The sequence below is a fragment of the Streptomyces sp. NPDC087420 genome (assembly GCF_044744165.1).
Taxonomy (GTDB): Bacteria; Actinomycetota; Actinomycetes; order Streptomycetales; family Streptomycetaceae; genus Streptomyces.
Window position 1 is genome coordinate 91,180 of sequence record NZ_JBIUXU010000018.1, and the last position, 26,478, is coordinate 117,657.

Here is a 26,478-nt window from a genome sequence, read left to right on the forward strand (position 1 = left end):
CCCGAGGCGCCCGACGACACACAGCGTGGCCGAAAACCGCTCAACTCGGGCATGCGCCACGGAAAAGGTGACCGCGGGTGACCGTGAATGGGCTCCCGCTGTCAGTGGTGGCTGGCACCATCGGAACATGACCTCGATCGACTGGGACGCTCTCGCAGACTCCTTCGACCAGGAGCCGGACCACGGGCTGCTGGACTCCGCCGTCCGGATGGCCTGGGCCGAGCGCATGCGTGACTGGCTGCCCCGGGAGCCCTCCCAGGTCCTCGACCTCGGATGCGGTACGGGCACGCTGGCCCTGCTCGCCGCCGAGCAGGGCCACCGCGTGACCGGTGTCGACCTCTCGCCCGCCATGGCCGGGCAGGCGAGGGCCAAGCTCGCCGGGCGGGACGCCGAGATCCTGGTGGGGGACGCGACGAGGCCGCCGGTGGGGGAGCGGACCTTCGACGTGATCCTCGCCCGGCACGTGCTGTGGCTCCTGCCGGACCCGGGCGAGGTGCTGCGCCACTGGGCGTCCCTGCTCAGGCCGGGCGGCAGGTTCGTGCTGATCGAGGGGGTCTGGTCCGGTACGGGACTGGCCCCGGCCCGGCTCATGGAGGCGCTGGCCCCGCTCACCGAGCGGGTCCACTACGAACGCCTGTCCGCCGACCACGAGCTGTGGGGCCGGCCCGTCGACGACGAGCGGTACGTCCTGGTGGCGCAGGCCGCCCGGCCCGGGCGTCACACCGAGGTGGTCGACGTCCATCTGATCCTGCGCAGGGGCGACGAGGTGCTGCTGGCCCGCCGCTCCGGCACGGGGTACGGGGACGGGCTGCTCAACGGCCCCTCCGGGCACGTCGAGGCGGGCGAGGACGTCAGGGCGGCCATGATCCGCGAGGCGGACGAGGAGATCGGCGTCGAGCTGGCGCCCGACGACCTGAAGGTCGCCCTGGTCATGCAGCACCGGGGCCCCGGCGGCGGCGCCCGGATCGGCTGGTTCTTCGAGGCGGAGTACGGCCGGGGAGGAGAGCCGTACAACAGAGAGCCGCAGAAGTGTTCCGGCCTCTCCTGGCACCCTCTCGCCGACCTCCCGGACGACATGGTCGCGTACTGCCGTGCGGGGCTGGAGGCCTATCGGGCCGGCGAGCGGTTCCTCATCCACCGGCACGAGGACCACGACCCGATCGTGTACGCCCCCGACGGTCCGGCCCGGGCCGTCCCGCTGCCCGCCACCACCGGCGGCGTTCTCCACCACATAGAGCTGTGGGTCCCCGACCTGCCGTCCGCCGAGGCGCGCTGGGGCTGGCTGCTCGGCGAGCTGGGCTATGCCCCGTACCGCCGCTGGGAGCACGGACGCAGCTTCCGCCGGGCCGACACGTACGTGGTGATCGAGCAGTCGCCCGGCATGCTGCCCGGAGCCCACGACCGCCGCGCACCGGGGCTCAACCACCTCGCGTTCCACGCGGCGGACCGGACCGCGCTCGACGCCCTGGTGGCCAGGGCGCCGGAGCACGGCTGGACGCTGCTGTACGGAGACCGCCACCCGTTCGCGGGCGGGGAGGACCACTACGCGGCCTACCTGGAGGACCCCGCCGGGTACGAGGTGGAGCTGGTGGCGGAGGCCACGCCCGTCGTACGGCTCTGACGGCCGGGCGCCCACGTGCTCGGTACGGCCCCGGACGTCAGCCGAGCGTCCGGACGTACCGGACCTCGCTCGCGCAGATCTCGTAGCCGAACCACTTGTTGACCGCCAGCATCGGGCCGTTGTCCCCGTCGTTGGCGGTGAACGCGTCCGTGTACCCCGCCGCGCGGGCGCGCCGCAGGGAGTCGGACTTGGCGAGCTTGGCCAGGCCCCGGCCCCGGAACGCGCGCCGGGTCCCGGTCATACCGGTGGCGTAGGTGGTCAGCCCGTCCGTCACCACCACCGTGAACGCGGCGACCTGGCCGTCCGCCGTCACCACCACCGTCGACAGCCCGCGGTCGAGCGTCGGATCGTTCCAGGTGTGGTGAAGCCAGTCCTCGTAGTCGTCCAACTCGGCGCTGATGTCGCTCGGCACGTCGGACGTCGACTCCGCGTCCGCCTCGAACAGCGAGCGGGGGTTGTCCGCGAAGTCCGCGGCCGTGCCCAGGGTGAGGCCCGGCGGCAGCGGCGGCGGTTCCGGCAGAGCGGCCCCGGCCAGGTCGAGTCGCTGGAAGTGTGAGCCGCGCGAGGGCCGGTAGCCACAGCGCCCGGCGAAGGCGCGGGACGACGGCTCGTCGATCACCCAGGCGTACACACTGGTCGCCCCTTCGGCGGCCAGGTGCTCCTCGGCCGTGCGGAGCAGCAGCGACCCGGCGCCCCGGCCCCGCCGGTCCGGATGGACGACCGGCGTGACGGACGACTGACCGGGATCACTGCTGTCGTACGCGATGCCCACATGGGCCGTGCCGATGATCACCCCTTCCTCCTCGGCGACCAACAGCCGGTACTTCTTCGCCGGGTTGGCGGTGGCCACCCCGAACAGGATCAACTCCTCGGTCACCACCTGGTGGGGAACGCAGACGCGCCGCAGGGCGGTCACGGCCTCGGCGTCCTCGGTACGGAAATCACGGACGAGCACAGTCATGGGGCGGCACGTTACGGGGACGGGGCGGCGGATCGCCTCTCCTTTTTCCCGCCCTCGGGGGAGAATCGGACCGTGACCCTGAAGATCGTGATCGACCCGGCCGCCGCGACGGCTCCGTACGAGCAGCTGCGTACCCAGATCTCGGCGAAGGCCCGCTCGGGCGCGCTGCCCGTGGGGTACCGGCTGCCGACCGTGCGGGGACTCGCCGAACAGCTGGGGCTGGCGGCCAACACCGTCGCCAAGGCGTACCGGGCGCTGGAGGGCGACGGGGTGATCGAGACCCGGGGGAGGAACGGCACGTTTGTGGCCGCCGCCGGGGACGCGGCCGAGCGCGAGGCGGCCGCCGCCGCCCAGGCGTACGCGGAACGTGCCCAGCGCCTCGGGCTCAGCAGGGACGCGGCGCTGGGAGCCGCGGAGGACGCGGTACGGGCCGCGTACGCGAAGTGAGCGGCCGGCGGCCCAGGGCGTCCGCTCAGAGGTAGAGGCCCGCGTCCGAACCCGCGTGCTGGGCCGGGACCGACGCCGGGCCGCTGCCCCGCCGCATCGCGTACAGCTCCGCCAGCGTCGCCCCCTCCCGGCCGACCGCCGACTCCCGCTCGCCGTCCTCCGGACCCAGCCAGGCCAGCGCCTCCGCCCGCGTCAGCGAACCGACCTCGATCCTCGCCATGCACCGCCCCGGCCTGACCACCGCCGGGTGCAGCCGCTCCAGATCCTCGTTGGTCGTCACCCCCACCAGAACGTTCCTGCCCTGCCCGAGCAGCCCGTCGGTGAGGTTCAGCAGCCGCGACAGCGCCTGGCCGGCGGTGTGCTTGGCCTCGCCCCGGATCAGTTCGTCGCAGTCCTCCAGGAGGAGCAGCCGCCAGCGCCCCTTCGCCGAGCCGTCGTCCTCCCCGATGGCGATGTCCATCAGGTACCCGACGTCGTTGAAGAGCCGCTCCGGGTCCAGGACGCAGTCCACCTGGCACCAGTCGCGCCACGAGCGGGCCAGCGTGCGCAGCGCGGAGGTCTTGCCCGTGCCGGGCGGCCCGTGCAGCAGGAGCAGCCGCCCCGCGATGTCGTCCGGGGTCACCTTCATCAGCCGGTCCATCGCCTCGGCCACCGGCGCGGTGTAGTTGGGCCTGACCTCGTCCCAGGTCCCGGCGGCGATCTGGCGGGTGGTGCGGTGCGGGCCGCGCCGGGGCGACACGTACCAGAAGCCCATCGTCACGTTCTCGGGCTGTGGTTCCGGTTCGTCCTGGGCGCCGTCGGTCGTCTGCTGGTGGATCTTCTCGGCGAGTTCGGCGCTGAGGGCGGTCACCGTCACGTCCGCGCCCCGGTTCCAGCGGGACACCAGCAGCGTCCAGCCGTCGCCCTCGGCCAGGGTGGCGCTGCGGTCGTCGTCCTTGGCGCGGCGCAGGATCGTCGCGCCGGGCGGCAGCAGGGGCGCGCCCGACTTGACCCGGTCGATCGTCGAACTGTGCGAGAACGGCTGCTCGCCCGTCGCGAAGCGACCGAGGAACAGCGCGTCGACCACGTCCGACGGCGAGTCGCTGTCATCGACGTTGAGCCGGATCGGCAGTGCGTCCTGAGGCTTGGCAGACATGTCGCCCATGATCCGGCACACCAAGGCCCGGCGCACGGTGTTTTGCCCCGTGGCGGGTGCGCGGGTGCCTGGGGCCTGGGTGCCTGGGTGCCTGAATGCCTAGGTGCGCGATGGCGCGGTGGCGCGGTGGCGCCCGCGCACCCGCCTCCGGTCAGCCGCGGCCCGTGCCCGCCACCCGGCGTGCGGCGGCGCGGGTCCTGCGGACGACCGCGTACCCCTTGGTCAGGGCCCGGTCCCTCGCGAAGTTCCGGCCGAGCGACCGGCCCTCGACCAGACGTGCGAACTCCGCCATGCCGGTGGAGCGCCGGACGGTGACCCGCTCCAGCGCGTACGGGCCCTGTCGCGGCCGGGCGAGCGCGTTGCCCACGGCCAGCGACTGGGCGAACCCGGCCTCGCGGACCGTACGGCGGACCCGGCGGCTGGAGTAGCCGTACGGATACGCGAAGGAGACCGGCGGCGCGCCGCCCAGCCGGCCGCCGATGACCTCCCGGCAGTGGAGCGCCTCGAACCGCAGGCGCTCCGGGGCGAGTTGGTCCAGCTGGGGGTGGGTGTGGCTGTGGCCGCCGATCTCGGTGCCGGCCGCCGCCAACTCCCGTACCTGCGCCCAGTCGAGCATGGTGTCGAGCGCGCCGCCGGTGTGGTCGGGCCCGCGCAGCCACCCGGTCGTCAGGAACACGGTGGCGGCGAAGCCGTGCGCGGTGAGGACGGGGAGGGCGTGGCGGTGCACGCCCTCGTAGCCGTCGTCGAAGGTGATCAGCACGGGGCGCGGAGGCAGCGCACGGCCGGTGCGCCAGGCGTGGGCGAGCGCCGCCGTGGTGACCGGGGTGAACCCGCGCGCGTCGAGCAACTCCATCTGTTCCGCGAAGGCTTCGGGGGAGACGGACAGGGCGTGGGTGGCGTCGGCGGGCCGGTGCGCCACGGCGTGGTACATCAGGATCGGCACGGACTCACGCGCGTCCGGGACCGCACCCGCCGGACCTGCCCCCGCATCATCCGCGTCCCCTGAACCCGCCGGACCCGCCGGACCCGCCGGACCCGCCGGACCCGCCGCACGGGGCCGGTCCGGCGGGTCCGTTGGTTCCTCCGTCACGCGGCGGCTCCCCTGGGGCTGCCGAGGCGCCCCGTCCTCTCGATCGGGCCCGACGAGAACGTGGCCCTGCCCCCGCGCGCCCGGTAACTGCCCAGCAGGTAGCCGCCCGCCGCCGCCGACACGCCGACCACGATCGCGCCGGCCCGCCCCAGGCCGCCGGGCCGGCCCCGTACCGTGTCGCGCAGCCCCCGTACCACTCCGGCGGGCAGCACCCGGCTGGTGTAGCGCCGTTCGGACTCAAGTCCCTTGCCCGCGCCGACACTTCGGGCCACCAGGGCCTTCGAGAGACCCTCGGCGTAGGCGCGGGTACGGAAGTACCCGAACCGCTCCCGCGCCTCGGGGACCTTGTGGCGGATCAGTGCCCGGTCGTCGATCAGCAGCACCGCGTCCGGTACGGCCTTGGCGAGCCGGATGCACAACTCCGTCTCCTCGCACCCCAGGGGCCGCTTGTCGCCGTCGCGGCCGATACCGGTCGCGAACCCCCCGGCGGCCTCGAACGCCGACCGCCGGAAGGACGCGTTCCCGCCCAGGACGTTGCGGACCCGGGCCTTGCCCCCGGGCAGACCCCGGTACGTACACCCGACGACCCAGTCGAACTCCTCGGGGAACCACACCGGCCTGTGGCCCGACGCCCAGGCGGGCAGCGTGCGCCCGCCGACCGCCAGCACCCGTGGATCGTCGTACGACTCGTCGAAGAACCGCAGCCAGTCGCGCCCGGCCACGGCGTCGTCGTCCAGGAACGCCACGATCTCGCCGCGGGCGGCGGCGATCCCGGTGTTGCGGCCCGCGGAGAGACCGCGGACGCCCGCGTTGGCGAGCACCCGCACCTCCCCGCGCGCCGCGAACTCCCCGTACTCCACGCGGAGTCGCTCCAGCAGCGCGGGGTGGTGATCGACCACGACGAGGATCTCCAGAGCCGGCAGCGACTGGTGCCGTACGGAGTCCACCGCCGCGAGGATGTCCTCCCAGCGGTCCTCGGTGTAGACGCAGATCACCACCGAGAACGGCCGGTGGTGGTGACGGTGGTGAGGGCGAGGGAGCTGATGGTGACGGCCGGTCAAGACACCTCTCCCCGCAGCGCCGTGATCCGAAGTCCCACCGGCCGCCGCCGCGTGGCCCGCGGGACGCCCTTCTCCTGGAGGATCACCTTGAGGACACGGAGTCCGTCCCTGACGGCCCGCAGATTGCTGACCCCGTGGATGCGGTCGTACTCGTGGCTCGGGATCTCCTGCACCTTCAACCCGGCCTGCACGACCCGGATGTTCATCAGTGTCTCGACCTCGAAGCCCGTGCAGTCGAGGGTGATGTCGTCCAGGCAGCGCCGCCAGAACGCGTTATAGCCGTAGCAGAGATCGGTGTACCGCGCGCCGAACTTGGCGTTGACGACGGCGCACAGGGCACGGTTGCCGAGCCGGCGGATCGGCGTCATGTCGTCCGTGCCACCGCCGTTGGCGAACCGCGAGCCCTTGGCGAAGTCGGCCCCCGAGACCAGCGCGGAGACGTAGGACACGATCTCGTTGCCGTCGGCCGAGCCGTCCGCGTCGATCATGACGATGATGTCCCCCGTGCAGGCGGCGAACCCGCTGATCAGCGCGTCCCCCTTGCCCGTGCCGCGCTGGGTGACGACCTTGACGTCCGGCCGCAGTTCCCGGGCCACCTGGACGGTGTTGTCGGTCGATCTGCCGTCCACCAGGACCACTTCGTGAATCCAGTCGGGCAGCGTCTTGAAGACGTACGGAAGGTTCTCCGCCTCGTTCATGGCCGGGATGACGACGCTCACGGGCGGAGCGATCGCCAGATGGAGTGAGACCGGGCGGTACGGACGCGCTGTTCGATGGGACCCGTTCCTGACGGCGAGCGTCTGCGCGGAACTGGCTGAATTCCGCGACCGCGCCGTTAACGGATCTTCGCCCGGCACGGCCGGGCGCACAAAAGAGCTCACGAGTCTGTTTCCCTCTCGTCCGGTGGACCGCCCACCCCCGGGCGGTCCGGCTGTGTTTCCGGTTCGAAAGGGGGGTTCTCACCCCCGGCGACAACAAGACCCCTGCCATGACGGCACGGATCTCCCTGGCGCATGGGTGAGTTGAAGAACTGGCCGCGCGGCACGCGACTCGGCACTAAGTGCGGTCACCGAGCACGGCACCCCCCTACCGCGCCCCGCCCCGGGAGCCATCGCGACGCTTGAGCCCTCCCCAGGATGCCGCTTTGCGTGATGGACCGACGCGGGTGGTCGTAAGACGGTATTGAGGGCGGGGACGGTATGGCAAGGGCTAGAACGTGCCGTAATGTTCTTGACATGGACACTTCCAGTGAGGGGTGGGGCCTGGTACCAAAGGAGAGGCAGAAATCCTGCTAAAGGGAGGTTCCATGAAACTGTCCCGAATCGCGGCATTCTCGTCCGCGTTATTCCTGGGAGCCGTGCTCGCTCTCACCGGAGCGGCCTCGGCCCAGGCCGCTCCGCCGGCCGCCGCCACCGACTACGTGGCGCTGGGCGACTCCTACTCCTCCGGACTCGGCGCCGGCGCCTACGACTCCGCCGCCGGCGACTGCAAGCGCACCGCCCGCGCGTACCCGGCCCTCTGGGCGGCCGCGCATTCACCCGCCACGTTCGCGTTCACCGCTTGCTCGGGCGCTCGTACGGGTGACGTCACCGCGAATCAGCTGACCCCCCTCAACACCTCCACCGACCTCGTGAGCATCACCATCGGCGGCAACGACGCCGGCTTCGCGGACGTCATGACGACCTGCGTCCTCCAGTCGGAGTCCACCTGCCTCAACCGGGTCGCCCAGGCCCGCGCGTTCGTCGACAGCACCCTGCCCGCCAACCTCGACCGCGTCTACACGGCGATCACGGCCAGAGCCCCCTCGGCGAGAGTGGTCGTGCTCGGCTACCCCCGCTTCTACCAGCTGAGCGGCTCCTGCGTCGCCGGCCTCTCCGAGAGGGAGCGCTCCGCGATCAACAGCGCCTCCGACTACCTGAACGACGCGACCGCCAAGCGGGCGGCCGACCACGGCTTCACCTTCGCCGGGGTCGCGTCGGCCTTCCAGGGGCACGAGATCTGCTCGGGCTCCTCGTGGCTGCACAGCGTGAACCTGCTCAACATCGGCGAGTCCTACCACCCGACCGCGGCCGGCCAGTCCGGTGGCTACCTCCCGGTCTTCACCTCGGCCGCGTAAGGCGCGCGAGGCGCCGTACCACCGCGCGAAGAGGCCCTGGACGCCCAGGGCCTCTTCGTGTCAGGTCAGCGACATTCAGCGCCAGTTGGTGCGCCGGTCAACCATCGACCCCGGGGTGAACTGTCCAACTCGCCCTGAATTAGGATGGATCAGCCAAGGGGAGTCAACCCCCTTGTGCGTGTGGTGAATCCTGAAGACGGGATACACGAGTGTCAGTAGGGGACGATAGGGTTAACCTGCCCGGGTCGGGTGCCCTCGTACGGGTGGGGAGTGACATGAAACAGATAACGGTCCACAGCAGGGCGCGAGTCCCTGCGATCACCTGCGGAACCAGCGCGACCAGTTCGCGCCTCGACCGCCATCTCTCGGTGCTCGGCGGTCCCGCCGTGCCCCAGCGGGAGACGGCCGAGGCGACTCTGCTGATGCGTGAACTGACCTCGCGTGACCGGACGGAGACCCAGAAGAGCAGAAGTGCGCGCGTCTCGCTCTTCGCGCCGCTGCGGCGTCTGCGCCGCTCTCTCTTCGGCAGCCGCGGCTGATCCCTACCGCCCCGCTCCTTCCGTACCACCCTCGGTGACCTGGCCGGTGGACCCACTCCCCGCCACCGGTCGGCTCACTCCCCGCTGTTCGCGTACCGCCGTACCGTCAGCGGTACGAAGACCACGAGCAGCGCCAGCGACCAGAGCAGGGAACCGGCGACCGGATGGGCCGTCGGCCAGGCCGCGTCCGCGGCCGGCACCGCGTTGCCGAAGAGATCGCGTACGGCCCCCGCGATCGCGCTGATCGGATTCCACTCCGCGACCGTCCGCAGCCAGCCCGGCAGCCCCTCCGTCGGGATGTACGCGCTGGACAGCAGCGGCAGAACGAACGTGACCGCGCCCAACTGCCCCGCCACCTCCTCGTTCCGGAGGACCAGCCCGAGGTACGTGCCCACCCACGCCGTCGCGAAGCGGAAGAGCAGCAGCACCCCGAAGGCCCCGAGCGCGGCCGGCACACCCCCCTCCAGGCGCCAGCCCACCGCCAGCCCCACGAGCATCAGCGGCACGATCCCGGCGGCGGTCGTGAGCAGGTCGGCCGCGGTCTGGCCGAGCGGTACGGCGGCCCGGCTCATCGGCAGGGTCCGGAACCGGTCCATGACCCCGCGCTGCGCGTCCTGGGACGCCTGGAACATCCCGGTCATGAGGCCGCCCGCGGCGGTCGCCGCCAGCAACCCCGGCAGGAGGAAGGCGCGGTACTCCCGCCCCGGCGTCGCGAGCGCGCTGCCGAAGACGTAACCGAAGAACAGCAGCATGTTGATGGGCATGGTCTGGGTGAGGAGCACCACGCCCGGCGCGCGCCTGATGCGCCGGAGGTGGCGGCCCAGGACGGCTCCGCTGTCGTACGCGAGCGTGCTCGCACGGCGCGCTCCTTCGTCGTACGCGACGTCGTGCGCGGCGGTGCTCATACGGCGTGCTCCTTCCCGGCCCGGCGCTCGGCGCGCGGGTCGCTGGTGGGGGTGAGAGGGGCCGGTTCGGCGGCGAGGGGACCCGTACGGCCGGTCAGGCGCAGGAAGGCCTCGTCCAGCGTCGGGGGCCGCAGGCTCGCGTCGACCACCGGCACCCCGGCCGCGTCCAGTTCGCGGACGATCCGGGGCAGGGTCAGCGCGGGGTCGGCGGCCACGGCGCCGACGGCCCGGCGCGTCCGGTCGAGCACCGGCTCGGCGCCGGTCAGCCGGTCGAGGACGGCCGCCGCGGCGACCAGCGCGGTCTCCGCCGCCCCGTACTCGTCGCCGGGCCCCTCCTCGGCGACGATGACCTCCGCGTACGAGCCGATGAGCGCCTTGAGCGAGGCCGGGGTGCCGCGGTGGGCCGCCCGGCCCTCGTCGATCAGCACGATGCTGTCCGCGAGCCGGTCCGCCTCCTCCAGGTACTGCGTGGTGAGCAGGACGGTGGTGCCCCGGTCCGCCAGGTCGCGGACGGCGTGCCAGATCTGGTTCCTGCTGTGCGGGTCGAGTCCGGTGGTCGGCTCGTCCAGGAACAGCACCCGCGGGCGGGTCAGCAGGCCGGCCGCCAGGTCGAGCCGCCTGCGCATGCCCCCCGAGTAGGTCCGTACGGTCCGGTCGGCGGCGTCCGCCAGCTCGAAGCGCTCCAGGAGTTCGTCGGCGCGGGCGCGGCCCGCCCCGCCCCGGACGCCGAGCAGCCGCGCGAAGAGCCGGAGGTTCTCCCGGCCCGTCAGATCGCCGTCGACCGAGGCGTACTGCCCCGCGACCCCGATGGCCCTTCGCACCGCTCCCGGCTCCCGGCGGATGTCGTGCCCGGTGATCCGCGCGCTCCCGGCGTCGGCGCGGGTGAGCGTCGTCAACACCCGTACCGCCGTGGTCTTGCCCGCGCCGTTCGGCCCGAGCACCCCGCAGACCGTGCCCTCGGGCACGGCCAGATCCAGGCCTCTCAGGGCGTGGACATCGCCGTAACGCTTCTCCAGACCTTCACTAAGTACAGCGTACGTAGTTGTCATAGGCCCACCATAGCAAACTACGTACGCCGTACGTAACTACGATGGTGGGCGAGGTGATGATCGATGGCGGGGCGACCTGCTGAACCCGAAGTGATCTGGACCCGCCCCGAGCGGGCGGGACGCGGCCCCCGGCCGGCGTTCAGCCGCGCCGACATCGCGGCGGCGGCGGTGAAGCTCGCCGACGAGGGCGGCATCGCGGCCGTCTCCATGCGCCATGTGGCGGCCGAGCTGGGCTGCGGCACGATGTCGCTCTACAACTACGTGCCGCGCAAGGAGGATCTGTACGAGCTGATGTTCGACGCGGCGGCGGGGGAGTTCCCGCTGCCGGAGAAACCCTCCGGCGACTGGCGGGCCGACACGGCGGCGCTCGCGCACCGGGGGCGCGCGATGATGCACCGCCATCCCTGGATGTCGACCGTGATGTCCTCGAACTACGGCTTCACCCCGAACGGGCTGCTGTACCTCGAATTCAGCCTGGCCTGCCTCGATCCGCTCGACCTGCCCCCCGGCGAGAAGATGGAGCTGATCTCGATGATCAGCGGGGTGGTCACCACCTTCGTCGCCCACGAACTCCAGACGGCGGAGCGCAACCGCACGCTGCCGTGGACGGCGGAACAGGAACAGGCGGTCCGCATGGCGTACTTGGGGCGTGAGATCGCCTCCGGCCGCTTCCCGCGCCTGGCGGCGCTGATGACGTCGGCGTCCGAACCGGTGGACCTGGACGCGGTGTTCGAGCGGGCGCTGGGCCGGGTCCTGGACTCGTTCGGCGGGCCGGCGCGCGAGGGTCGTGACGGCTGATGGACAGTTCCGCGGACGATGTGACCGACATCGACCCGCGGTTGCTGGTTGCCGCCTCCGACGAGGTCTGACGGCCGCCAGGGTCCTGGACAGGCACCATCCCCACGCGTCTAGATCAGGGCGAACTGGCCCTCCGGGCCCTCTTCGTGGTGGTCCAGTACGGACGCGGGGCGGCGCGCCGCCGCCGGGACCGGGAGGACGCCCGCCTCGTACAGCTCGTCGCGCGTGAGTGTGGGGCCGGTGAGCAGCCGGTCGGTGAGCAATTGCTCCCGGCGCGGTTCCAGTTCGGCGAGGAGTGCCAGTACGGTGATCAGGTCGAGCAGCTCCGAGGTCCACTCCCGCCGCCAGCCCGGCGGCCGGATCGCCGCCAGCGTGCCGGGCTCGGGTGCTTCGCCGGGGCCGGTCCGCCGCTCGAACCACAGCTCCAGGATCCGTACGCCCCCCACCACGAAGTCCCACGCCCCGGCGGGCACCGGCGCGATGCGGCCCGTACCGAGAGACAGCGCCTCCTCCGCCGGGTCGTACGCGAGGGACCCGGGCCGGTCGGGGACCGTGGCGCGTACGTAGGGCCGGCGGCCGCCGGGCAGCCGGTGCCGTACGCCGCCGTGCGCGCCGCGCAGCTGGATTCCGGTCATCAGCCGACCCAGCTCCACCCCGGCGGACCAGACGCCTGGGTCGGCGGCGAGGGGCACCACCGGTCCGCGCGGCGAGGGGACGGCCGCCGCGACCGCCCAGGCCAGCACCTCTTCCGGGGTGACCTCCTGGCCGTGGCGCGCGGACAGCAGGGCGGTCAGGCCCGGAGTCACGTTGGGCTCCAGGCCGCCGGGCCTGCGGTGGAGCGGGCGGATCCGGCCGGGGCGCCCGGCGGGCGACGTGCCGTCCGGGAGCAGGGCGCTGACCAGCAGCGCGGGCCCGGCCGCCCCGGGGACGTACCCCTGCTCCACGGCGAAGACCTGGTGGGCGTCGGCGACCCGCCACAGCTCGGGGCGGGCCGCGTCGATCAGCCGGTGGTCGGGCAGGAGCCACTGCTCGTCGAACGGGCCGTGGAGCACCCGCAGCGGCTCGGGGCAGCGCCCCGGCTCCCGCGCGAACCGCCCCGTGCCCGCGGCCTGTCCGGGCAGCGCGGGGACGGCGCTGTGCGGGGTACGGGCCCGGGTCGGCCCGAACAGGGCCTCCTGCTCGGCCCCTCCGGCCCGTACGAGCCGGTCCCAGCGGGCGGTGAGCGAGGCCGCGTCCGGGGCGAGGACCCAGGACCTGCCGAGCCGCAGCGGGGCCGTGGACCACGGCATGAGGTCGCTCAGCAGGGGCGCGTCCGACGGCACGCGGTCGCCGTCCCCGCCGGCCCGTGTCGATGCCATCGCGGCCCTCCCCGTCGCCTCTGCCTCCCTCTGCACCGCCCGCGGCATCGTAACGCCGTGCCCCCGGCGGCCGGACGGGGCTGCCGGGGACGTCCCACGATCGGGGAGCGGCCGCCTTGGCCCCCGCCTTGCCCCCCGCCTTGGCCCCCGCCTTGCCCCCCGCCTTGCTCCCCGCCGTGCCCCCGCCGTGCTAGCCGTCCGTCTCCACCGTCACCGAGAAAGCGAACCGGTCGCCCCGGTAACGGATCCGGGCCACGTCGACCACCCGCCCCCGTTCGTCGTACGTCACACCCGTGTAGTGCAGGATCGGGCTGAGCAGCGGCACCCGCAGCAGCTCCGCCGTCGCCGGATCGGCCAGCCGCGCCTCCACGGTGTCGGTGACCCGGCTGATCCGTACGCCCGCCATGTCCCGCAGGACCTTCGTCATCGGCCGGCTCACCAGATCGCCGACGTCGATACCGGCCGCGACGTCCGGACGGACCGCGTTCTCCGCCCAGTTGACCGGCTCACCGCTCTCCGCGTCGCGGCGCAGCCGCCGGTACGTCATCACCTCGTCCAACTCCGGGAAGAACTCGGCGAGTTCACCCGGCACCGGAGCGGGACCGTGGCCGAGGACCGTCGTCAGCTCGCCCGACTGCTGCGCCACGATGGCGTCGATCGAGCCGAGCAGCCTGCGCGGCGCGCCCCGCCGCGCCCCCGGCTCGATGAAGGTGCCGCGCCGCCGGTGCCGGCTGATCAGGCCCTCCTCCTCCAGCTCCTTGAGGGCCTGACGCATCGTCAGAACACTGACCCCGTAGTGACCCGCGAGCTGCTCCTCCGTCGGCAGCCGCAGCGGGTCGTCGGGGCGGCGGCCCAGTATGGAGGCGCGCAGCGACTGCGAGACCTGGTACCAGAGCGGCAGTTTCCGGTTCAGGACCAGCGAGTCGGGGGCGAAGGCGGTCACGGTTCAACTCCGTATCAGGGCCTGAAGTGGCGCTCAAGACCCTCCCACACCCGGTCGTAGCCGGGCTGGAGGTGGTCGGCCCCGGCCGCCTGGGCGGTAGTGGTCACCGGCCACCGGGTCTCGAACATGAAGGCCAGCCCGTCGTCGATCCGCTGCGGCCGCAGCTCCGCCGCGCTCGCGCGGTCGAACGTCTCCCGGTCGGGCCCGTGCGCCGACATCATGTTGTGCAGGGACCCGCCGCCGGGCACGAACCCGCCCCTGCCCGCCGTCTTCGCGTCGTACGCGCCCTCGATCAGGCCCATGTACTCGCTCATCACGTTGCGGTGGAAGTACGGCGGCCGGAACGTGTCCTCGCCGACCAGCCAGCGCGGCGCGAACACCACGAAGTCGACGCCCGCCAGCCCCGGGGTGTCCGACGGCGAGGTCAGCACCGTGAAGATCGACGGGTCGGGGTGGTCGTAGCTGATGGACCCGATGACGTTGAAGCGCCGCAGGTCGTAGACGTACGGCACATGGTTGCCGTGCCAGGCCACCACGTCGAGCGGCGAGTGGTCGTATGTCGCCGACCAGAGATTTCCGCAGAACTTGTTGACCACCTCCACCGGCCGCCCGACGTCCTCGTACGCGGCCACCGGCGCGAGGAAGTCCCGTGCGTTGGCGAGGCCGTTGGCGCCGATCGGGCCGAGGTCGGGGAGCACGAAGGGTCGGCCGTAGTTCTCGCAGACGTACCCGCGTGCCGTCTCGTCGAGCAGCTCGACCCGGAAGCGGACCCCGCGCGGGACGAGGGCGACTTCGCCGGGGCGGGCGGCGAGCAGGCCCAGTTCGGTACGGATCAGCAGTCCGCCGCGCTCCGGGACGATCAGCAGCTCACCGTCGGAGTCGCTGAACACCCGGTCGGTCATGGGCGCGTTGGCGGCGTAGAGGTGGATCGCCATACCCGTGCGTCGCGTCGCGTCGCCGTTGCCACCCAGCGTCCAGAGGCCGGCGAGGAAGTCCGTACCGGGAGCCGGGTCGGGCAGGGGGTCCCAGCGCAGCCGGTTGGGATCGGGGACGGTCTCGGTGAAGGGCGCGCCACGCAGCCCGCCGTTGCCGGTCCGCCGGAACGGCGGGTGCGCGGCCGAGGGGCGGATGCGGTAGAGCCAGGAGCGCCTGTTGTGGGCGCGCGGCTCGGTGAAGGCGCTGCCGCTCAGCTGTTCCGCGTAGAGCCCGAGCGGGGCGCGCTGCGGCGCGTTGCGTCCGTGCGGGAGCGCGCCCGGCACGGCCTCCGAACTGTGCTCGTTGCCGAAACCGGGGGAGTGGGTCAGATCCTCGGCCGTCTTCCGCGCCTGTTCGATGCGGTGTCCGGTGCCGTCCTCGGTGCGGTCCTCGGTGCTGTCCTCGACGCCGTCCTCGATGCCGCTCATCGTCCGCTCCCGTGCTCGACCGGGGAGTCCATGGGTCCGCGCCCCTGGAATCCTATGGTCAACCGTAGGATTGTGGGGGCGGCACGTCAACGGGGACGCGCGGCATGATGGAGTACGTGCCCCACGACCGTACGAACGCGAACCGCGCCCCGGAGGCCGACGCCGACGGGGGGAGCGCGGGCGGCGGGAGTACGGGCGCCGGGGGCGCGGATGGCGGGAGCGCGGGAGGCGCGGGGGCGGCCGGCACGGGGGCGGGAGGCGCGGGCGCGGGCGCCACGGGTGCGGGCGGCAGGCTGCGCAGGGCGCCCGTGCAGCGGCGCAGCGCGGAGCGGCTCACCCGGATCCTCGACGCCTGCGCCGCCCTCCTCGACGAAGCGGGCTACGAACAGCTCACGACCCGCGCCGTGGCCTCCCGCGCGGGCGTCCCCATAGGCTCCGTCTACCGCTTCTTCGACAACAAGCGCGCCCTGGTCGACGCCCTGGCGCGGCGCAATCTGGACCGCTACGCCGAGCGGGTCACGGACCGGTTCGCCGCCCTGGAGGCCGGGGACTGGCGGGGCGCGGTCGACGTGGTGCTGGACGAGTACCTCGCCATGAAACGTACGGTGCCGGGCTTCGGGTCCGTCGACTTCGGGGCCGACCTGGCGCCGACCGCGCCGGGCCGCGGGCGGGGGGCCGCCGGCAAGAACGCCAACCAGCAGGTCGCGGGCCGGCTCACCGTCCTGCTCGCAGGCCACCTCGGACGCGGCCCCGACGCGTCCCTGCACCGCACGGTCCTGGTCGCGGTCGAGGCGGCCGACGCGCTGCTCCAGCTGGCGTTCCGCACGGATGCCGCGGGGGACCCGGGAATCGTCGCGGAGACGCGGACGCTTCTCCGCGCGTATCTCGCTGGGGCGCTCGATTGACGCCGTTGTCCGTTGCGGTTCGTGTTGTCCTCAATCGCCGGACGGGCGTTCTGGGGCCGGTGGGCCGCGCGTCTTGGTGACCGCGTTGCGGTCCGTGTTGTCCTCAATCGCCGGACGGGCTTGATTTTGCCCGCTGCGGCCCGGCTTTTCGACCGCGGGCCGGTTGCCGGGGGCCGGTCAGGGGTCGTGTCCTGCACTGCATGTTTTACGTCGCGTTCAGCAACTCCGAATTACGTGACGATCGCCACGCGACACAAAACACGCTCTACGTTCCGGACACGACCCCTGCCCGTCCCCCTTCCAGGCCCGCGTCAAGACACATCCAGCCCGTCCGGCGTTTGAGGACATCAGTGACCCGCACCCGGCACCGGGCGGACGCCACACCCAAGCCCGTCCGGCGATTGAGGACATCAGTAAGCCGCGCCCCCGCCCCGGGCAGACGCACAAACCGACCCCCGGTTCCGCGCGTTTCGGCTACGCCTCACGGCCGGATACCGTCCACCGCATCCACCGTATTGCTTCCGCGTTGTGCCGGTCCCTGTCCCACGGCCGGCACGCCCCGCACCGCAAACGCCCCAGGTCCGGGGCCACTTCAGGGCCCCCACGCCCCGTCGGCCGCCCCGGGCGCGACCTTCGCGCGAGTCATTCCCTGACCGCGAGTAGTCGGCTAGTTTCAGGCGTCGCAGCCGCTCCACCTCCTCTTCCGGGCGGAACCATCATGAGTCGCGCCATTTCTCTGCACAGGGTCAGCAAGGTGTACGGACGGGGCACCCGCGCCGTCGACCGCTTCTCGCTCGACATCGCGCCCGGCGAGTTCGTCGTGCTCCTCGGGCCCTCCGGCTGCGGCAAGTCCACCGTGCTCCGCATGATCGCCGGTCTGGAGGACATCAGCGAGGGCGACCTGCTGCTCGACGGCGAGCGCGCCAACCACGTGCCGCCGCGCGAACGCGGCATGGCCATGGTGTTCCAGAACTTCGCGCTCTACCCGCGCATGACCAACCGCGACAACATCGGCTTCCCGTTGCGCCTGGAGAACCCCCGCGAGGACAGCTCCGCACGGGTCGAGGCGACGGCCAGGATGCTCGGCATCGAGAGCATCCTGGACCGCTACCCGAGCCAGCTCTCCGGCGGCGAGCGCCAGCGGGTCGCGATGGGCCGGGCCATCTCCCGGCGGCCCTCCGCGTTCCTGATGGACGAGCCGCTGTCCAACCTCGACGCCAAGCTCCGCAACCACCTGCGCGCCGAGATCGCCCGGCTGACCGCCGATCTCGGCGTCACCACCGTCTATGTGACGCACGATCAGGCCGAGGCGATGTCCCTCGGCGACCGCGTCGCCGTGATGCGCGGCGGGGTCCTCCAACAGGTCAGCGCGCCACGCGAGGTGTACGCCCTGCCGGAGAACGTGTTTGTCGCCGCCTTCATCGGCACCCCCCGGATCAACCTGCTCCAAGGCGTGGTCTACGCCCCGTTGGACGGGCGCATGTCGATCGACCTCGGCCGCCAGCGCCTCCCTCTGCCCGAACCGCTCAGCCAGGAGCATCAGTTGCTCCGGATCCAGCAGGGTCGGCAGGTCATCGTCGGACTGCGCTCCGAGGCGGTCCGTATCGCACCGCCGAGCCAGGCCCGGCCCGGGGAGGTCGCGCTGAGCGGCATTGTCGAGCACATGGAGTACCAGGGACACGAGGCGCTGGTGCACCTCAACACCGGCTCCCGGGCCGCGGTGGTCACCGATCTCGAATCACCGAGGCCCCGGACCGGCCCGCGCCGTCGCAGGAACGGCGGTTCCGGTGTGCTGGAACGCCTGCGGGAGCGTACGGCGGGACGGCGGGGCGGCCAGGGCGCGGGGAGCGGTAATGGGGACGGCACCAGCGCCGGCAGCGGCCGCCTGAACGGCCACGGCGACGTACACCCCACCGGCCAGGAGAACGGCCGAGCCGGCGCCCCCGCCGGCGGCGGCCACGTCAGCGGGCCGGTCGTCGTGCTCGACGACCCGGGGAGCGACGCACCCTCCTCCCCGCAGGAGCGCTCCGCCCTCGCGGCCGGCGACCTCGTCGTGCGGACCGGCCCCGACCTGCGGCTGAGGACCGGCGCGCAGGTCCCCCTCCTCGTCGACCTCGCCCATCTCTACGTCTTCGACCACCACGGCCGCCGGATCTGCCCGGCGCCCCGGGACCTGCCGGGCCTCGACGGCTGAGCATGCGGCCGGAGTCCGGTCGTCGCGGGCGACCCCCGGCCCCTCCCGCACCACTGTGGGCAGCGACACCCTGGCGCCTTAAAACTAACGCCGCTAGTTTGGGCGGGACGCCGACGCGCACGCGTACCGAGGCGCCGACTCGGCAGGCCCGGAGGGAATCACCATGAAGGCACACGACGGCATGTACATCCGGGGACAGTGGCGGCCCGCCGCGGGGACGGACACGATCGCCGTCGTGAACCCCACGGACGAACAGGTCATCGCCACGGTCCCGGCCGGTACGGCGGAGGACATCGACGCGGCCGTCCGCGCCGCGCGGGCCGCCCTGCCCGCGTGGGCCGCCACCCCGCCCGCCGAGCGCGCGGCCGGGATCGCCGCGCTGGCGGCGGTCATGACGGCACGCCGGGACGAGATCGCCGAGACCGTCACCGCCGAGCTGGGCTCGACCGTCACCTTCGCCCGGCGCGTCCAGGCGGGACTGCCGATACGGGTCATGGAGTCGTACGCCGAACTCGCCGCCACCCACGCCTTCGAGACGACGGTCGGCAACTCCACCGTGTTCCAGGAGCCGGTGGGGGTCGTCGGCGCGATCACCCCCTGGAACTACCCGCTGCACCAGATCGTCGCGAAGGTCGCCCCCGCGCTCGCCGCGGGCTGCACGATCGTGGTCAAGCCCGCCGAGGACACCCCGCTCACCGCACAGCTCTTCGCCGACCTGGTCGACGAAGCGGGCCTGCCCGCGGGGGTGTTCAACCTGGTGACCGGTCTCGGCCCGGTCGCGGGCCAGGCGCTCGCCGAGCACCCGGACGTCGACCTGATCTCCTTCACCGGCTCCACCGCCGTCGGCCGCCGGATCGGCGCGGCGGCGGGCGCCGCCGTGAAACGGGTCGCCCTGGAGCTGGGTGGCAAGTCCGCCAACGTCGTCCTGCCGAGCGCCGACCTCGCCAAGGCCGTCACCGTCGGTGTCGCCAACGTCATGTCCAACTCCGGCCAGACGTGCAGCGCCTGGACGCGGATCCTGGTCCACACCGACCAGTACGACGAGGCCGTGGAGCTGGCGAGGACCGCGGCGGCCACCCACGTGGCGGGCGACCCGCGCGACGACACGAGCCACCTCGGCCCCCTCGTCAACGCCACCCAACAGGCGCGCGTACGGGGGTACATCGAGGCGGGCATCGCGGCCGGCGCCCGGGTGGTCGCGGGCGGCCCCCAATCCCCCTACGACACCGGCTACTTCGTCGCGCCGACCGTCTTCGCCGACGTCACCCCGGACATGTCCATCGCCCAGGAGGAGATCTTCGGCCCCGTCGTCTCCCTGCTGCGGTACGAGGACGAGGAGGACGCCCTCCGTATAGCCAACGGCACCGTCTACGGCCTCGCGGGCGCGGTCTGGGCCGGCGACGACGCCGAGGCCACCGCCTTCGCCCGCCGCATGGACACCGGCCAAGTCCACATCAACGGCGGCCGTTTCAACCCGCTCGCGCCCTTCGGCGGCTACAAGCAGTCGGGCGTGGGCCGCGAGTTCGGGGTGCACGGGCTCGCCGAGTACCTCCAGACCAAGTCCCTCCAGTTCTGAGCCGGGAGACCGCCCTCGTGGTACGCGCCGCTGTCCTGTCCGCCGTCGGAGCCCCGCTGGAGATCACCGGGATCGAGCTGCCCGAGCCCGGTCCCGGCCGGGTACGGATCCGGCTCGCCGCCGCCGGGGTCTGCCACTCCGACCTGTCCCTGTCCGACGGCACGATGCGGATACCGCTGCCGGCCGTCCTCGGCCACGAGGGCGCGGGCACGGTGATCTCCGTCGGCGAGGGCGTCACCCATGTCGCCCCCGGTGACGGGGTGGTCCTCAACTGGGCGCCGTCCTGCGGGATGTGCCACGCCTGCGAGATCGGCGAGGTCTGGCTCTGCTCCGACGCGCTCGCGGGCGCGGGCGGGCTGCACGCCCGTGCCGCCGACGGCCGGGACCTCCATCCGGGCCTGAACGTGGGCGCGTTCGCCGAGGAGACCGTCGTCGCCGCGAACTGCGTCCTGCCGCTCCCGGACGGCATCCCGCTCACCGACGCGGCCCTGCTCGGCTGCGCGGTCCTCACCGGATACGGCGCGGTCCACCACTCCGCCCGGGTACGCGCGGGCGAGTCGGTCGCCGTCTTCGGCGTCGGCGGCGTCGGCCTGGCCGCCCTCCAGGCGGCGCGCATCGCCGGGGCCTCGACGATCGTGGCCGTCGATGTCTCCCCGGAGAAGGAGGAGTTGGCCCGGGCCGCCGGGGCGACGGAGTACGTCGTCGCCTCCGCCACCACCGCCAAGGACATCCGCCGCCTCACCGGCGGCCGGGGCGCCGACGTGGCCGTCGAGTGTGTCGGCCGCGCCGTCACGATCCGTACGGCCTGGGACTCCACCCGGCGCGGCGGCCGTACCACGGTGGTCGGCATCGGCGGCAAGGACCAGCACGTCACCTTCCACGCACTGGAGTTGTTCCACTGGGGCCGTACGCTCTCCGGCTGCGTATACGGCAACAGCGACCCGGCGAAGGACCTGCCGGTCCTGGCCGACCACATCCGCGCGGGCCGCTTCGACCTGGGCGCACTGGTCACGGAACGGATCACCCTGGACGACGTCCCGGCAGCTCTGGCCGCGATGCCGGCGGGCCGCGGCGGCCGGGCCCTGGTCGTGTTCTAGGGCGGGTCCGCGAGGAGGTCGTAGTCCACCGGCGTGCGGGGCCGTGCGCGTGTCCGCGAAGGGCGGGTTGTCTGCCGTCGATCGACGTACGTACGTGGGCCAGTCCGCCCCCACGGCGAGCGCGCGTGCGAGGCGTCGCGGGCCGGCCGCCACTCGCGCGGACGGCCCGGACGTAAGTGGTCGGTCCGACCACACGGTGACGTACGGTGCCAGGCGTCGCAGCTTCCTGAAGATCCGCAGGACACGCCCCACGGCGTGTCCTGCGGCGCCGGGCCTGCGGCGCCGGGCCTGCGGCGCCGGGCCTGCGGCGCCGGGCCTGCGGCGCCGGGCCTGCGGCGCCGGGCCTGCGGCGCCGCCGCGTTTTTCAGACTGGGCGGGTACGTTAAGTAGGCGCTTTTGGTCCTCCGCCCTGCGAGCGCACGCGCCAGGCGCCGCACGCCCCGCCGCGCGGACGGACGGCCCACTTCGCGGACCAGCCCTAGGCCGCCCGGCCAGTCGTCGGCGGCGGGGTCGGAGTCGAATCCGCGCCGAGGCGCGTCCGGCGGGAGCGGGAGACCGCCACGCCCGCCAGGCACAGCGCGCCGCCCGCGAGGGTCAGCGGGCCGGGGACCTCGTCCAGGGCCAGCCAGGCCATCAGGACGACCAGCGCGGGGACCGCGTACGTCGTCGCGCCCATCCGTCCCGCCGTCGTGCGCGCCAGCGCGTACGCCCAGGTCGTGAAGGCCAGGGCGGTCGGGAAGACGCCGAGGTAGAGCATGTTGAGCGTCGCCGACAGCGGCGCGTCCGCGGCCTGCCCGATCAGCTGTCCCGCGAAGGGCAGGCAGGCCACCGCGCCGATCAGGCAGCCGAACGTTGTCGCCTGGAGCGCGCTCGCGTGCGCCAGGACCGGCTTCTGGGCCACCACCCCGCCCGCGTACGCCATCGCCGCCAGCACGCACAGCGCCACCCCGAGCACCGACGCGTGTCCCTCGCCCGACATGGAGAGGCCCACTGCCACCGCGCCCGCGAACGACACCGCCATCCCGGCCAGCAGACGCGGCGGGAGGGACTCGCCGAGCAGCTTCCCGCCGAGCAGGGCGATGAGGATCGGGCCGATGTTCACCACCATCGCGGCCGTGCCCGCGTCGACCTCCTGCTCACCCCAGTTGAGCACCACCATGTAGACGCCGAACCACAGCACCCCCGACACGGCGATCCCGCGCCAGGCGGCCCGGGGCGGCAGCCCCTCGCGTCGTACCGCACACACCAGCCCCAGCACCAGCGCCCCCGCGAGCAGCCGGCCGAGCGCCAGCGCCCCCGGCGAGTACGCGGAACCGGCGCTGCGGATCGACACGAAGGCCGACGCCCAGAGCACCACCGTGACCCCTGCGGCGGCGAGAGGCAGCCAACGTGTGGGCGGGGAAGCGGTTGTGGCGGACGGAGACGCCGGTATCGCCACCGGCTCGGCCTTCGCGGGGTTCGTCATGCCGAGAACGTACGCCCAGCGCCCCGCCCTCCTCACCGCGATATCGCCTCGTACTGCACCGACAGCCCGTCGATCAGCGCCCGCACCCCCGTCTCGAACGCTCCCTCGTCCACCTGCTCCTGCCGCTCCGCGAGCAGATGCGCCTGCCCCAGATGCGGATAGTCGGCCGGGTCGTACGCCGTCGCGTCGTCCACGAACCCCCGGGCGAACGAGCCCAGCGCCGAGCCGGTGATGAAGTACCGCATCAGCGCGCCGATGTACGTGGCCTGGGCCGCCGGCCAGCCCGCCCGGACCATCGCGCCGAACACCGCGTCGGCCACCCGCAGTCCGGCCGGCCGCCGCCCCGGACCGCGCGCCAGCACCGGCACGATGTGCGGGTGGTCGGTGAGGGCGGCCCGGTAGGAGACGGCCCAGTCGTGCAGCGCCGTACGCCAGTCGCGGCTGTCGCTCTCGTCGAACATCGACAGGTCGACCTGCGCGCTGACCGCGTCCGCGACGGCTTCGAGGATCTCGTCCTTGGTACGGAAGTGGTTGTAGAGGGAAGGACCGCTCACCCCCAGCTCCGCCGCGAGCCGCCGCGTGGAGACCGCCTCCAGCCCCTCCGCGTCCACGAGCGCGCTCGCCGCCCCGACGATGAGTTCTCTGCTGAGGAGGGGCTTGCGCGGTCTGGCCATGGCACTCATAGTAGGCGTGACAACAGGAAACTAGCAGTGCTAATTAAGGCAGTGTCCACTAAGGGGGTGTCCACCGTGAATCTTGAGCTGAGCGAGGAGCAGGAGGCGGCGCGCAAGCTCGCCGAGGACTTCGTCGACCGGGAGATCACCCCCTTCGTCGTCGACTGGGACCGGGACGAGAGCGTCGACCGGGCGATCGTCGGCAAGCTCGGCGCGCTGGGCTTCCTGGGGCTGACGATTCCCGAGGAGTACGGCGGCTCGGGCGGCGACCACGTCACGTACTGCCTGGTCACCGAGGAGCTGGGACGCGGCGACTCCTCGGTGCGCGGCATCGTCTCCGTCTCGCTGGGGCTGGTGGCCAAGACCGTCGCCGCCTGGGGCGACGAGGAGCAGAAGCGGGCCTGGCTGCCCCGGCTCACCTCGGGCGAGGCCCTCGGCTGCTTCGGGCTGACGGAGCCCGGCACCGGCTCCGACGCGGGAAACCTCACGACGAAGGCCGTACGGGACGGGGGCGACAGCGGCGACTGGGTCATCAGCGGCTCCAAGATGTTCATCACCAATGGCACCTGGGCCGACGTCGTCCTGCTCTTCGCGCGCACCAACCACACCCCCGGCCACCGGGGGATCTCCGCCTTCCTCGTACCGGCCGACAGCCCCGGCCTGACCCGCCGCACCCTGCACGGCAAGCTCGGCCTGCGCGGCCAGCCCACGGCCGAACTGGTCCTGGAGGACGTCCGGGTCCCGGCCGGCGCGCTGCTGGGCCCCGAGGGCAAGGGCTTCTCCGTCGCGATGTCCGCGCTCGCCAAGGGCCGCATGTCGGTCGCCGCCGGCTGTGTCGGCATCGCGCGGGCGGCGCTGGAGGCGGCCGTCGGATACGCGGGGGAGCGCGAGCAGTTCGGCAAGCCCATCGCCCACCACCAGCTGGTGCAGGAACTCATCAGCGACATCGCGGTCGACGTGGACGCGGCGCGGCTGCTGACCTGGCGGGTCGCCGATCTCATCGACCGGGGCCGGGAGTTCGCGACGGCCGCCTCCCAGGCGAAGCTGTTCGCGTCCGAGGCCGCCGTACGGTCCGCCAACAACGCCCTCCAGGTCTTCGGCGGTTATGGCTACATCGACGAGTACCCGGTCGGCAAACTGCTGCGCGACGCACGGGTGATGACCCTCTACGAGGGCACCAGCCAGATCCAGAAACTGATCATCGGCCGCGCGCTGACGGGAGTTTCGGCGTTCTAGAGCCTTTCCGGGCCGGAGCCTTTCCGAGCCGCGCCGGCTCACTACGGTCCGGGCCGGGCCGGCTCACTACGGTCCGGGCCGGGCCGGCTCACTATGGTCCGGGCCGGGCCGGCTGAGTACGGTCTGAGTACGGCAGCGGATGTGGCGACCACCTCCGCACACGGATGCTGTCCCCATGACCGACACACCCGTCAAGCAGCAGAACACCGGCGCCTACTACGGACAGGCCGTCCTCTCGTTCGGCCTCGCGCTCGCCGCCATCTCCATCGGCATCTACCGGCTCGACGCCAACGCGTGGGTACGGGGCTTCCTCGCCATCGCGGTCCTCTACCTCACGACCTCGGCCTTCACCCTCGCCAAGGTGATCAGGGACCGCCAGGAGGCGGGCCAGATCGTCAGCCGCGTCGACCAGGCCAGGCTGGAGAAGATCCTCGCGGACCACGACCCCTTCCAGAAGCTCTAAGCGCTTGCTCACCCTCACGGTAGGGTGACCCTTCTGCCGACTCGAAGGGATGAGCGATGCGTACGGTGGAGCACGCGGGCGACGGTGAGAACGCGCCCTGGGGCGAGGTCGCCCCGGAAGCGGCCAGGAGGCTGATGGTCGCCGCCGTCGAGGCGTTCGCCGAGCGTGGCTACCACGCGACCACCACCCGCGACATCGCGAGCCGCGCCGGGATGAGCCCGGCCGCGCTCTACATCCACTTCAAGACCAAGGAAGAGCTGCTCCACCGGATCAGCAGGATCGGCCACGACCGGGCGCTGGCCCTGCTCACCGAAGCGGCCGACGGCGGCGGCACGGCGACCCAGCGGCTGGACGACGTAGTGCGCCGCTTCGTCCGCTGGCACGCCGAGCGGCACACGACGGCGCGGGTCGTGCAGTACGAGCTGGACGCGCTCGCCCCCGAGCACCGCGCGGAGATCGTGGAGCTGCGGCGGCGCAGCGACGCCGTGGTGCGCCGCATCCTGACCGACGGGGTACGGGACGGGGAGTTCGACGTCCCCGACGTACCGGGCACCACCCTCGCCGTCCTGTCCCTCTGCATCGACGTGGCGCGCTGGTTCAACGTGGCGGGCCGCCGTACGGCCGACGAGGTCGGCGCGCTCTACGCCGACCTCGTGCTGCGGATGGTCACGGCCCAGAAGCGGTGAGTCCCGGTTTCCGGTCCCCACCCGCCAGGAGCAGGCGGCGGGGCCGGTGCCGCCCTGCGACGGCACCGGCCCCGCCCCGGGATCAGGACACCAGACGGCTGACCAACTGGCCGCGCACGCGCGCCGGCAGGTCGGGGGCGAAGCGCTTCAGGTAGTGGTCGAGGTGGGTGTCGTCGGTGAGCAGGAACGGCAGGTCGAAGAGGAGGAGCTTCCGTACCGCCAGCAGCGGCACGGGGGCCCGGAGCGGGCGGAAGGCGGTGTTCCAGAGCCCCGGCTCGTCGCACACCGGATGGAACTGCCCGATCATCAGGCCATCGGCCACGAACTCGTCCTTGGCCTTGCGCTGGAGTTCGTCCAGCTCGGCCGAGTCGGAGCGGTCGAAGCGCGGTAACACCAGCAGCAGGGTGAGCAGTTCGCGGCTGTCGTCGTCCAGGTCCGCCGAGATCCGCTCGTGCCACGCGCGGAGAGAGCCGACAGCTTCGGACAGGTCTCCGTCCTGTCCGTCGGCCGGCACCGCCAGGTGGAACAGCCCCTTGCGCAGCGACGGCTGGGTGTACGGGCACACCGGGCCGCCGCGGCCCAGCTCGGGATGGCCGGAGACCAGGAAGTCCCCGCTCCAGTCGAGGACTTCGCGCAGGTACGGCAGGTGCCGGGCGGGCACCTCGCCCCGCGCCACCTCGGCCGCCGACCACACGTGGATGCGCTCGTCGCCGCTCACCGGGACTCCCGTCACTTCGGCGCCGCTCACCGGGATTC

At 72.8% G+C, this 26,478-nt stretch carries 25 protein-coding genes; 12 read left to right on the forward strand and 13 right to left on the reverse strand.

Translation table 11 applies throughout. The features are described from left to right. Positions 1-127: 127 nt before the first annotated feature. A complete protein-coding gene (locus ACIO1C_RS32225) occupies positions 128-1,621 on the forward strand; it encodes a trifunctional class I SAM-dependent methyltransferase/NUDIX hydrolase/VOC family protein (RefSeq protein WP_401870281.1) in 1,494 nt (497 codons plus the stop codon). 37 nt (positions 1,622-1,658) lie between these two features. Here ACIO1C_RS32225 and ACIO1C_RS32230 read toward each other — a convergent pair whose 3' ends face one another. After that, positions 1,659-2,582, reverse strand: a complete 924-nt coding sequence (locus ACIO1C_RS32230) for a GNAT family N-acetyltransferase (RefSeq protein WP_401870284.1) — start codon at positions 2,580-2,582, stop codon at positions 1,659-1,661. A 72-nt stretch (positions 2,583-2,654) separates the two neighbouring features. On the opposite strand from ACIO1C_RS32230, the gene ACIO1C_RS32235 reads away from it, so the two are divergent. Continuing rightward, complete coding sequence (locus ACIO1C_RS32235; protein ID WP_401870287.1) at positions 2,655-3,029, forward strand: GntR family transcriptional regulator; 375 nt, start codon at positions 2,655-2,657, stop codon at positions 3,027-3,029. A gap of 25 nt (positions 3,030-3,054) precedes the next feature. On the opposite strand, the gene ACIO1C_RS32240 is transcribed toward ACIO1C_RS32235, so the two are convergent. The 4 genes from ACIO1C_RS32240 to ACIO1C_RS32255 all read right to left on the reverse strand — a co-directional run bounded on the left by ACIO1C_RS32240 (position 3,055) and on the right by ACIO1C_RS32255 (position 7,196). Beyond that, on the reverse strand, positions 3,055-4,164 hold the full coding sequence (locus ACIO1C_RS32240; RefSeq protein WP_401870290.1) for a DUF5925 domain-containing protein: 1,110 nt from the start codon (positions 4,162-4,164) through the stop codon (positions 3,055-3,057). A 151-nt stretch (positions 4,165-4,315) separates the two neighbouring features. After that, positions 4,316-5,095, reverse strand: coding sequence for a polysaccharide deacetylase family protein (locus ACIO1C_RS32245; protein ID WP_401870460.1), 780 nt, complete (start codon positions 5,093-5,095; stop codon positions 4,316-4,318). 155 nt (positions 5,096-5,250) lie between these two features. Next, positions 5,251-6,315, reverse strand: coding sequence for a glycosyltransferase family 2 protein (locus ACIO1C_RS32250; protein ID WP_401870293.1), 1,065 nt, complete (start codon positions 6,313-6,315; stop codon positions 5,251-5,253). Further along, complete coding sequence (locus ACIO1C_RS32255) at positions 6,312-7,196, reverse strand: glycosyltransferase family 2 protein (protein ID WP_401870296.1); 885 nt, start codon at positions 7,194-7,196, stop codon at positions 6,312-6,314. Before ACIO1C_RS32255 ends, ACIO1C_RS32250 begins: the two co-directional genes overlap by 4 nt. Positions 7,197-7,621: 425 nt before the next feature. Between ACIO1C_RS32255 and ACIO1C_RS32260 the strand changes: the two genes are divergently transcribed. Together ACIO1C_RS32260 and ACIO1C_RS32265 are read left to right on the forward strand one after the other, a co-directional pair. Then, positions 7,622-8,431: an SGNH/GDSL hydrolase family protein gene (locus ACIO1C_RS32260; RefSeq protein ID WP_401870299.1), complete on the forward strand. Its 810-nt coding sequence runs from the start codon at positions 7,622-7,624 to the stop codon at positions 8,429-8,431. Between the two features lie 275 nt (positions 8,432-8,706). Next, positions 8,707-8,970 (forward strand): hypothetical protein, encoded by a 264-nt coding sequence (locus ACIO1C_RS32265; RefSeq protein WP_327237311.1) that lies wholly within the window; start codon positions 8,707-8,709, stop codon positions 8,968-8,970. 74 nt (positions 8,971-9,044) lie between these two features. On the opposite strand, the gene ACIO1C_RS32270 is transcribed toward ACIO1C_RS32265, so the two are convergent. Then, positions 9,045-9,875, reverse strand: a complete 831-nt coding sequence (locus ACIO1C_RS32270; protein WP_401870302.1) for an ABC transporter permease — start codon at positions 9,873-9,875, stop codon at positions 9,045-9,047. Further along, complete coding sequence (locus tag ACIO1C_RS32275; protein WP_401870304.1) at positions 9,872-10,924, reverse strand: ATP-binding cassette domain-containing protein; 1,053 nt, start codon at positions 10,922-10,924, stop codon at positions 9,872-9,874. Before ACIO1C_RS32275 ends, ACIO1C_RS32270 begins: the two co-directional genes overlap by 4 nt. 63 nt (positions 10,925-10,987) lie before the next feature. Here ACIO1C_RS32275 and ACIO1C_RS32280 point away from each other — a divergent pair, with 63 nt between their 5' ends. Further along, positions 10,988-11,722: a TetR/AcrR family transcriptional regulator gene (locus ACIO1C_RS32280; protein WP_401870307.1), complete on the forward strand. Its 735-nt coding sequence runs from the start codon at positions 10,988-10,990 to the stop codon at positions 11,720-11,722. A 110-nt stretch (positions 11,723-11,832) separates the two neighbouring features. On the opposite strand, the gene ACIO1C_RS32285 is transcribed toward ACIO1C_RS32280, so the two are convergent. The 3 genes from ACIO1C_RS32285 to hmgA all read right to left on the reverse strand — a co-directional run bounded on the left by ACIO1C_RS32285 (position 11,833) and on the right by hmgA (position 15,426). Next, entirely contained in the window at positions 11,833-13,080 is a 1,248-nt protein-coding gene (locus tag ACIO1C_RS32285; RefSeq protein ID WP_401870310.1) for a type ISP restriction/modification enzyme, read from the reverse strand. A gap of 190 nt (positions 13,081-13,270) precedes the next feature. Next, positions 13,271-14,023: a GntR family transcriptional regulator gene (locus tag ACIO1C_RS32290; RefSeq protein WP_401870312.1), complete on the reverse strand. Its 753-nt coding sequence runs from the start codon at positions 14,021-14,023 to the stop codon at positions 13,271-13,273. Positions 14,024-14,037: 14 nt separating this feature from the next. Beyond that, entirely contained in the window at positions 14,038-15,426 is a 1,389-nt protein-coding gene (gene hmgA, locus ACIO1C_RS32295) for a homogentisate 1,2-dioxygenase (protein ID WP_401870314.1), read from the reverse strand. 293 nt (positions 15,427-15,719) lie between these two features. On the opposite strand from hmgA, the gene ACIO1C_RS32300 reads away from it, so the two are divergent. The 4 genes from ACIO1C_RS32300 (at position 15,720) to ACIO1C_RS32315 (ending at position 21,198) form a co-directional block, all read left to right on the forward strand. Beyond that, the gene (locus tag ACIO1C_RS32300) at positions 15,720-16,331 is read left to right on the forward strand and encodes a TetR/AcrR family transcriptional regulator (RefSeq protein WP_401870462.1); all 612 of its coding nucleotides are present in this window, start codon (positions 15,720-15,722) and stop codon (positions 16,329-16,331) included. A gap of 718 nt (positions 16,332-17,049) precedes the next feature. Next, positions 17,050-18,525 carry an ABC transporter ATP-binding protein gene (locus ACIO1C_RS32305; protein WP_401870317.1) on the forward strand — a complete coding sequence of 492 codons (1,476 nt, stop codon included), beginning with the start codon at positions 17,050-17,052 and terminating at the stop codon, positions 18,523-18,525. A 163-nt stretch (positions 18,526-18,688) separates the two neighbouring features. Next, complete coding sequence (locus ACIO1C_RS32310; protein ID WP_401870320.1) at positions 18,689-20,101, forward strand: aldehyde dehydrogenase family protein; 1,413 nt, start codon at positions 18,689-18,691, stop codon at positions 20,099-20,101. Positions 20,102-20,118: 17 nt separating this feature from the next. Continuing rightward, complete coding sequence (locus tag ACIO1C_RS32315) at positions 20,119-21,198, forward strand: Zn-dependent alcohol dehydrogenase (RefSeq protein WP_401870323.1); 1,080 nt, start codon at positions 20,119-20,121, stop codon at positions 21,196-21,198. A 478-nt stretch (positions 21,199-21,676) separates the two neighbouring features. Here the strand turns inward: ACIO1C_RS32315 and ACIO1C_RS32320 are convergent, their stop codons facing one another. Together ACIO1C_RS32320 and ACIO1C_RS32325 are read right to left on the reverse strand one after the other, a co-directional pair. Then, a complete protein-coding gene (locus ACIO1C_RS32320; protein ID WP_401870324.1) occupies positions 21,677-22,663 on the reverse strand; it encodes a DMT family transporter in 987 nt (328 codons plus the stop codon). 32 nt (positions 22,664-22,695) lie between these two features. Then, the gene (locus tag ACIO1C_RS32325; RefSeq protein ID WP_401870327.1) at positions 22,696-23,337 is read right to left on the reverse strand and encodes a TetR/AcrR family transcriptional regulator; all 642 of its coding nucleotides are present in this window, start codon (positions 23,335-23,337) and stop codon (positions 22,696-22,698) included. Positions 23,338-23,412: 75 nt separating this feature from the next. Between ACIO1C_RS32325 and ACIO1C_RS32330 the strand changes: the two genes are divergently transcribed. From ACIO1C_RS32330 to ACIO1C_RS32340, 3 genes are all read left to right on the forward strand, one after another. After that, positions 23,413-24,573 (forward strand): acyl-CoA dehydrogenase family protein, encoded by a 1,161-nt coding sequence (locus tag ACIO1C_RS32330; protein WP_401870464.1) that lies wholly within the window; start codon positions 23,413-23,415, stop codon positions 24,571-24,573. A 175-nt stretch (positions 24,574-24,748) separates the two neighbouring features. Beyond that, positions 24,749-25,036, forward strand: coding sequence for a YiaA/YiaB family inner membrane protein (locus tag ACIO1C_RS32335; protein ID WP_401870329.1), 288 nt, complete (start codon positions 24,749-24,751; stop codon positions 25,034-25,036). A gap of 56 nt (positions 25,037-25,092) precedes the next feature. After that, positions 25,093-25,722 carry a TetR/AcrR family transcriptional regulator gene (locus ACIO1C_RS32340; RefSeq protein ID WP_401870331.1) on the forward strand — a complete coding sequence of 210 codons (630 nt, stop codon included), beginning with the start codon at positions 25,093-25,095 and terminating at the stop codon, positions 25,720-25,722. A gap of 82 nt (positions 25,723-25,804) precedes the next feature. Here the strand turns inward: ACIO1C_RS32340 and ACIO1C_RS32345 are convergent, their stop codons facing one another. Further along, positions 25,805-26,470: a DUF6875 domain-containing protein gene (locus ACIO1C_RS32345; RefSeq protein ID WP_401870333.1), complete on the reverse strand. Its 666-nt coding sequence runs from the start codon at positions 26,468-26,470 to the stop codon at positions 25,805-25,807. Positions 26,471-26,478 lie beyond the last annotated feature (8 nt).

Bases quoted from the DNA above. Each gene is read 5' to 3' on its own strand.
- ACIO1C_RS32225 (WP_401870281.1), top strand. From the start codon at position 128: ATGACCTCGATCGACTGGGACGCTCTCGCAGACTCCTTCGACCAGGAG.
- ACIO1C_RS32230 (WP_401870284.1), bottom strand. From the start codon at position 2,582: ATGACTGTGCTCGTCCGTGATTTCCGTACCGAGGACGCCGAGGCCGTG.
- ACIO1C_RS32240 (WP_401870290.1), bottom strand. From the start codon at position 4,164: ATGTCTGCCAAGCCTCAGGACGCACTGCCGATCCGGCTCAACGTCGAT.
- ACIO1C_RS32245 (WP_401870460.1), bottom strand. From the start codon at position 5,095: ATGTACCACGCCGTGGCGCACCGGCCCGCCGACGCCACCCACGCCCTG.
- ACIO1C_RS32260 (WP_401870299.1), top strand. From the start codon at position 7,622: ATGAAACTGTCCCGAATCGCGGCATTCTCGTCCGCGTTATTCCTGGGA.
- ACIO1C_RS32265 (WP_327237311.1), top strand. From the start codon at position 8,707: ATGAAACAGATAACGGTCCACAGCAGGGCGCGAGTCCCTGCGATCACC.
- ACIO1C_RS32270 (WP_401870302.1), bottom strand. From the start codon at position 9,875: ATGAGCACCGCCGCGCACGACGTCGCGTACGACGAAGGAGCGCGCCGT.
- ACIO1C_RS32275 (WP_401870304.1), bottom strand. From the start codon at position 10,924: ATGACAACTACGTACGCTGTACTTAGTGAAGGTCTGGAGAAGCGTTAC.
- ACIO1C_RS32280 (WP_401870307.1), top strand. From the start codon at position 10,988: ATGGCGGGGCGACCTGCTGAACCCGAAGTGATCTGGACCCGCCCCGAG.
- ACIO1C_RS32285 (WP_401870310.1), bottom strand. From the start codon at position 13,080: ATGGCATCGACACGGGCCGGCGGGGACGGCGACCGCGTGCCGTCGGAC.
- hmgA (WP_401870314.1), bottom strand. From the start codon at position 15,426: ATGAGCGGCATCGAGGACGGCGTCGAGGACAGCACCGAGGACCGCACC.
- ACIO1C_RS32305 (WP_401870317.1), top strand. From the start codon at position 17,050: ATGAGTCGCGCCATTTCTCTGCACAGGGTCAGCAAGGTGTACGGACGG.
- ACIO1C_RS32310 (WP_401870320.1), top strand. From the start codon at position 18,689: ATGAAGGCACACGACGGCATGTACATCCGGGGACAGTGGCGGCCCGCC.
- ACIO1C_RS32320 (WP_401870324.1), bottom strand. From the start codon at position 22,663: ATGACGAACCCCGCGAAGGCCGAGCCGGTGGCGATACCGGCGTCTCCG.
- ACIO1C_RS32325 (WP_401870327.1), bottom strand. From the start codon at position 23,337: ATGGCCAGACCGCGCAAGCCCCTCCTCAGCAGAGAACTCATCGTCGGG.
- ACIO1C_RS32335 (WP_401870329.1), top strand. From the start codon at position 24,749: ATGACCGACACACCCGTCAAGCAGCAGAACACCGGCGCCTACTACGGA.
- ACIO1C_RS32340 (WP_401870331.1), top strand. From the start codon at position 25,093: ATGCGTACGGTGGAGCACGCGGGCGACGGTGAGAACGCGCCCTGGGGC.